The 6,557-nt window shown below is 38.4% G+C and carries 4 protein-coding genes; 1 reads left to right on the top strand and 3 read right to left on the bottom strand.

From position 1 onward, the window contains the following. Positions 1-172 precede the first annotated feature (172 nt). Entirely contained in the window at positions 173-661 is a 489-nt protein-coding gene (locus tag EDF66_RS25000) for a GNAT family N-acetyltransferase (RefSeq protein ID WP_132845949.1), read from the top strand. A 71-nt stretch (positions 662-732) separates the two neighbouring features. On the opposite strand, the gene EDF66_RS24995 is transcribed toward EDF66_RS25000, so the two are convergent. From EDF66_RS24995 to EDF66_RS24985, 3 genes are all read right to left on the bottom strand, one after another. Next, positions 733-2,190 carry a RagB/SusD family nutrient uptake outer membrane protein gene (locus tag EDF66_RS24995; protein ID WP_132845947.1) on the bottom strand — a complete coding sequence of 486 codons (1,458 nt, stop codon included), beginning with the start codon at positions 2,188-2,190 and terminating at the stop codon, positions 733-735. Between the two features lie 18 nt (positions 2,191-2,208). Next, complete coding sequence (locus EDF66_RS24990; RefSeq protein WP_132845945.1) at positions 2,209-5,364, bottom strand: SusC/RagA family TonB-linked outer membrane protein; 3,156 nt, start codon at positions 5,362-5,364, stop codon at positions 2,209-2,211. Between the two features lie 122 nt (positions 5,365-5,486). Then, positions 5,487-6,542, bottom strand: coding sequence for a dipeptide epimerase (locus EDF66_RS24985; RefSeq protein WP_132772263.1), 1,056 nt, complete (start codon positions 6,540-6,542; stop codon positions 5,487-5,489). Between the last annotated feature and the right edge of the window lie 15 nt (positions 6,543-6,557).

The raw sequence follows: 6,557 nt of genomic DNA, 5'->3' as shown, positions 1-6,557 counted from the left end.
TAGTTAGTTAGTTAGTTAGTTAGTTAGTTAGTTAGTTAGTTAGTTAGTTAGTTAGTTAGTTAGTTAGTTAGTTAGTTAGTTAGTTAGTTAGTTAGAACTTTCGTTACTATGTCACTGGTCACTTCGTTACTTGGTCACTGCGTTACTGATAAAATAAAAGTTTATTGTAAATATGGATATTAGAAAAACAAAATTAGAAGATTTAGATCAGGTGATGGCTATTATTGACATTGCACGAGGTTTAATGCGTGCTAGTGGCAATACCATTCAGTGGACAAATGGCTATCCCTCTCGGGAATATATCCAGTCAACAATAGATATCGGAGAGAATTATGTCTGTATAGAAGATGATTCAATAGTAGCCACCTTCTGTTTCTCACTAGAACCTGATCCAAATTATACCATAATTGAAGATGGGCAGTGGTTGAATGAAGAGCCATATGGTGTAGTACATCGTCTGGCTTCCAATGGTCAAGTAAAAGGAGTAGCGACACAATGCTTTCAATGGTGCTTTGAGCAATGTCACAACATTCGGGTCGATACCCATGAAACAAATATCCCGATGCAAAAAGTACTCACAAAACTAGGATACATACGTTGTGGCATTATCTACGTCGGCGATGGGACACCTCGGGTAGCCTTTCAAAAGATAGATTCATAAAAAAGATAACTCACAAAAAATGGCTTCCGATCAACATCAGAAGCCATTTTTTATTGCGTCAATCATGGAGACTAATATCCCGGATTTTGTTGTGCACCAATACCTGGATTTGCATTGATTTCATCTGTGAAAATCGGAAGAATCGTTTTATTAAATGATCTATTAATTGTTTTAGTACGATGGATCGCATTGATGGATCCAAATTCATCATTAAATTCAATCGCTTTATTCCATCGGATCATATCGAAGAAACGATGACCTTCTCCAGCCAATTCCTTGCTTCTTTCTTCAGCGATTATATCTAAAGATATGGTCGACTCATTTGTAAGGCTTAACTTTGGAGAACGTTTACGGATTTCATTTAAATAGTTTGAAGCAAGAGTTTTATCCGATTTTAGCGCAGCTTCTGCAGCTATTAAATAAACTTCAGATAGGCGGATAACCTTGAAGTTCACGGCGGTACTGTTTGAAGATTTTTTATCCCCCTCTAAGTTAATGCCACCACTATACTTATAAATTGCACCCAATCGAGTTGCAGATGTTTCATCACGTGCCATGATACCCCAACGTACATCTGTATCATCTTGTTTAAGACGATTTAAGAAAAAGTCGCTCGCCATAAAGTTTCCTAAAATAGCCGAACTACCGTGAGCCGATCTTCTAAAATAAGCACCTAAAGACGAATTACCTAAGTCAGTTTCATTTGGATAAATTCCTAATTCAAAAATTGACTCTGTACCAAATTCTGATTTCCAAGAATCAACCCAAGCCGTATTGCTGTACAGTGTGTATACTTTTGAGTTGATCACTTCCTGCGCGGCGGTCAAAGCATTTGGATAATCTTCCATGTATAAGTAAACCCGGGCCTGCAAAGCTTTATTGGCGTAATAGTTTAAATAGCCATTCAATTTTGTTTTCGGAAGTAAAGTTTCCGCAGCTTTAAGATCTAAGAGGATTTGTTTGTAAGTGTCTTCAACTGTGCTTCTCAATTCCTGAGCATCAGCCTTCAAGGATTTCGTGATAATGGGGATACCCCAAGCCGCTTTATTTTCATTGTAAGGTTCTCCATAGAGCCGCACTAAGTCAAAGTTGACCAAAGCTCGAGCAGTCAAGGCCTGACCTTCATAAGAATTGAAATTTTCCAATGATCCAGTCGCTTTTAGACTTTCAATATTTTTCAGCAGATTGTTGATTTGAGCAATTGCATTAAATCCTTGTGTCCAAACACTTGAATAGTTATTGGAAGAAGCACTATGGTTAAAAGTATACAAATAATCAAATCCTCGACCAGCCGCAAAGATAGTGAAGTCACCACCTTTTACATCGGCATATAACGGGAAATTTCGACCATAATAATCTCGATTTGAAAGAATGCTCATAATACCATTGACAATAACTTTGGCATCAGCAGCCGTTTGTATGGAAGTTTCAGCATCTCCAGAATTTGTCGGTTTTACGTCTAAAAAGTCCTTACAAGATGAAGCTGATAGGGATATAAAGATGCACGAAGCAATAAATAATTTTCTCATTTTTCTTAATTCAATAGGTTAAAAGTTAAATTCTAATCCAAATGTATAGGTTTTAGGAGTAGGGGTTTCCCATCCACGTGTACCATACTGATTAACCTCTGGGTCCATATACTTATATTTTGAGAAAGTCAATAGATTACTTCCATTAAAGAAAATACGCGCATTGTTGATACCTATTTTGCTCAAATAATCATTTGGAATTTTATAGGATAATGAAATATTTTTTAATCGCAAATATGAAGCATCATAGAGGTGACGGCTACTGATTTGGTTGACATCTTCTAGATCTCGACCAGAAACCATAGGGAAGTTGCCGTCCATATTGGTAGGAGACCAAGATCCATCAACAAAATATTGGGCATGAATTCTTTCCCAATAGTAACCATCGTCAGCAACATCTTTTGATGTAGCATCATACAGTTTTCCGCCGATTTTGTAGGCGAAGTTTAAACCTAGCGATATGCCTTTATATTCCGCATCTGTATTAATGCCACCGTAAACTTTTGGATTAGCATTTCCAATAATGGTTTGTTGTGCCTTAGTATAGTTGTAACTGGCACCTCTTCCTTCGAATAGAAAATCTCCCTCGGTACCATCATTCGTATACCAGACATTTTTACCATTTTCTTTATTGACACCCGCCCATTCTAAACCATAAAAAGATAATGTCGATTGATTTTCTTGATAGATGAAACGTGCGCGATCATCCTTACCTGTTGGATCGTACCAAATAATAGGTTTACCACCACTTAGCTTGCTGACTTTAGAGTCTATAAAAGTAGCGTTTACACTTGCGGTCCATCTGAAATCCTGACTCTTTATAATATCAGACCCTAATTCAAATTCTAGACCTCTATTATTGATCTCTCCAATATTTTTTAGTGTATTGGAAAATCCAGTTATTGTTGAGATCGGAACTTGCTGAATGAGATCTTTAGAATCTCTGTTGAAATACTCAACTGAACCAAATATTTTGTTTTCAAAGAGTCCAAATTCTAAGGCTAGATTGGTCGTGTAATTTCTTTCCCAGCTGAGATTAGGGTCAGCGATATTACTCAAAGCACCTCCAGGTTGTGTCATATATTTGTTCGAATAGCTGGTCAATGATCTCCAACCGTAATTTGGAGTTGGTAAAGTACCGTTGACACCATAGGAAGCTCTTACCCTCAACGCATTGATATTTTCTACTTGAGCAATAAAACTTTCTTTAGCAATATTCCAAGAGCCTGCTACTGACCAAAAATTGCCCCAGCGAGGTATTGGGCCTAATTGAGAAGAACCATCTCTACGAAAAGATGCCGATGCAAAGTAGCGTTCATCAAAGTTATATTCAGCACGAGATAATACTGACATCATATTGTTGCCCCAAGCATAAGCTCCTGCATCCAACTGTCCAGCTGTAGATACGGTATGTAAAGCTGAAGAAGGTAAGTCTTTTCCAGTTGCACGGACGAAACTACCATCATTTTTTTCAGCTTCAAAACCTGCTAATAAATTTACATGATGAAGGCCAAAAGTTTTATTATAATTCGCTGTGGTCGACGAAACTAGTTTTTGAATGTTCGAAGTGACTTCAGTGACGACGCCATTAGTAGAAGAACCATTATAATGTTTCGCACTGTAGTAAATATGATCCTTAGATTCCGTCTCATCATATGAAAAGATCGTTTTAATTGTCAATTCAGGGAGCAGTCTTAAGGTCAATGATTCAACAGCAGATATCTTACTAGTTTTGGAACTGTTCTCCCATTCCTTATTATAATAAAGCGGATTATAAGCCAAACTACCATAACGAGCTGTCCACTCGTTGCCAGTCTTGTAATCGGTAGGCCAATACAGTGGCCAAAGTAGATTCCGCGTTTGCATTAAATAATTACTTCCAGTATTTCGAGTATCATTCATACCGACCAATTTTGTTTTAGCAATATTGATATTAGACCCAAATTCTAAGTATTTACCAATTTTTTGATTAAGGTTCACTCGTCCACTGATACGGTCATAATCATTTAAAATGACACGGCTTTTATCCTGTGTATAAGAAAGCGATGTGTAGTAGTTCGTATTGTCTGTTCCTCCGCTTACAGATAGATCATTTGTATTGAAAATACCTGTTCTGAATAAAGCGTCATTCCAATCATAATATTTACCCTCCCGATTTTCGATACCATCGGTTAAACCTGTAATGTTGACTTTTTCAAACATCGATGTTCCACTGGTCGAAAAATCATAACCATGTATACCAAATTTAGTTTTGAAGCGATCTATCACCCACTTGTTTGCTGCAGCTTCGCTAAGTCCGCCGGCAATACGAGAATCATAGAGTACACTGTACAACATATCAATTTGATCTTGCACAGAAGCTGTTTCGTTGTTATCAGTTGCCCAACTTGGACTGATACCTAAAGATGATTTTAAATTAATTTTAGGGGCTCCATTTTTCCCCTTTTTAGTGGTGATGATGATCACACCATTGGCCGCTCGAGAACCATACAAAGAAGAAGCTGCGGCATCTTTCAATACGGTTATTGTTTCGATGTCAGAAGGGTTTAACGTACTCATCACGTTATTTGAATTGACCAAATAATCGTTCATTTGTCCAGTAGACCCCGACACAACGGGTACACCATCGATCACATATAAAGGCTCATTTGAAGCATTCATGGATCCTATACCTCGGATACGGATTGCCGGAGTAGAACCAGCTTGCCCCGAACTGGTACTGACTTGTAGTCCCGGAACACGACCTGTTAACGCATTTTGAAACGAAGTGACAGGTTGCTTATCAATAGCATCATTCTTTACCACCGCAGCAGAACCCGTGTAGGTGCTCTTTTTAGCCGTACCATAAGCGACTACCATAACCTCATCCAGTGCATTCTCTTCTTTTTGTAAGGTTATTGTTAATGTTTTTCGGCCATTTAGTTTGATTTCTTGTTTTTGATAACCGACAGCACTGATGATGACTGTTGCATCCTGATTCGCATTTATCGTAAACAATCCACTGGAATTTGTGGATGTTGCGGTATTTGTTCCTTTGACCGAGATCGTCACATCTGGAATGGCAGCGCCATTTCCATCTGAAACTTTCCCCGCAACCTGGATTTGTTGCGCATGTACGACCTGCAGAGTCCCGCAAGCCATCGTACATAACGAGGTAAGTAAAATTTTATTCATAAGAGTATTGGTTAGTTGTTGCTTTTAATAGATGATCTATTTATACCCGTAAGGTACAAGATAAGAATAAGATCATGATATTTTTTCTGAAAATTCATGATCTTATGAAAATTTAATGTGTTTTATTCTGCTAGGATACCTATCCCTGGACGATCTGGTAAGATACATTGTCCGTCAATGACTTTCATGCCATCGTAAATATCATTTCCGATAAGAAGTGCACCATCCAGATCTGCCCAATCTACCAAAGGAGCCAACTGAGCCGCGGCAGATATGGCACAAGAAGTTTCAGTCATACATCCGATCATTACTTTCATTTTTAATGACTGCGCTAACTCTGCCATCCTTTTTGCTTCACGCATTCCAGTGCATTTCATCAGTTTGATATTAATGCCCGAATAAACACCCTGCAATGCAGGAACATCACTCAATCTCTGGCATGCTTCATCGGCAATAGTCGGTATGGGGCTATGTGCTGTTAACCAGGCATTATCATCGATCTGTTCTTTTGGCATCGGCTGTTCCAAAAAAACTACGCCTCTTTCAGCGAGCCAATGTGACATTTCAAGTGCTTGCTCCTTTGTTTTCCATCCTTGATTCACATCCGCGCACAAAGGACGATCCGTACATTGGCGAATAGTGTCGATAATCATTTTATCCGTTTCAAGGCCCAACTTTACTTTGAGGATTTTAAACTGATCTGCCTCCATGACCTTTTTACGGATCACCTCCTCCGTATCGATACCAATGGTATAGGAAGTAGCGGGAATTAATGCGGGATTTAATCCCCATATTTTATAAAATGGCTGTCCCAGTATTTTTCCTATTAAATCATGAAGAGCAATATCAACTGATGCTTTTGCAGCCGTGTTTTTAGCACTTATTTGATCCACATAAGCCAATAACTCCTCCGTTTGAAAAGGAGAGTTGAATCCGGATAGGTCGATTTTGTTTAGAAAATTGATAACGCTTTCCTGCGATTCTCCTAGATATGGAGGCATACTTGCCTCGCCGTAACCAATAATGCCGTCATATTCCAATTGTGTCAATACAACCGGAGTAGTCGTTCTGCTGAAAGATGCAACAGTAAAGACATAACGCATTTCTAAAGTGTAAGGTTTATATCTCAGTTTGAAAGCCCCAAAATCTTTAGTAATCCAGTCTGAATGTGTACTCATGATCGTTGTTATCTT

The sequence above is a fragment of the Sphingobacterium sp. JUb20 genome (assembly GCF_004342035.1).
Lineage (GTDB): Bacteria > Bacteroidota > Bacteroidia > Sphingobacteriales > Sphingobacteriaceae > Sphingobacterium > Sphingobacterium anhuiense.
This window is presented reverse-complemented; position numbering and strand designations above follow the sequence as displayed.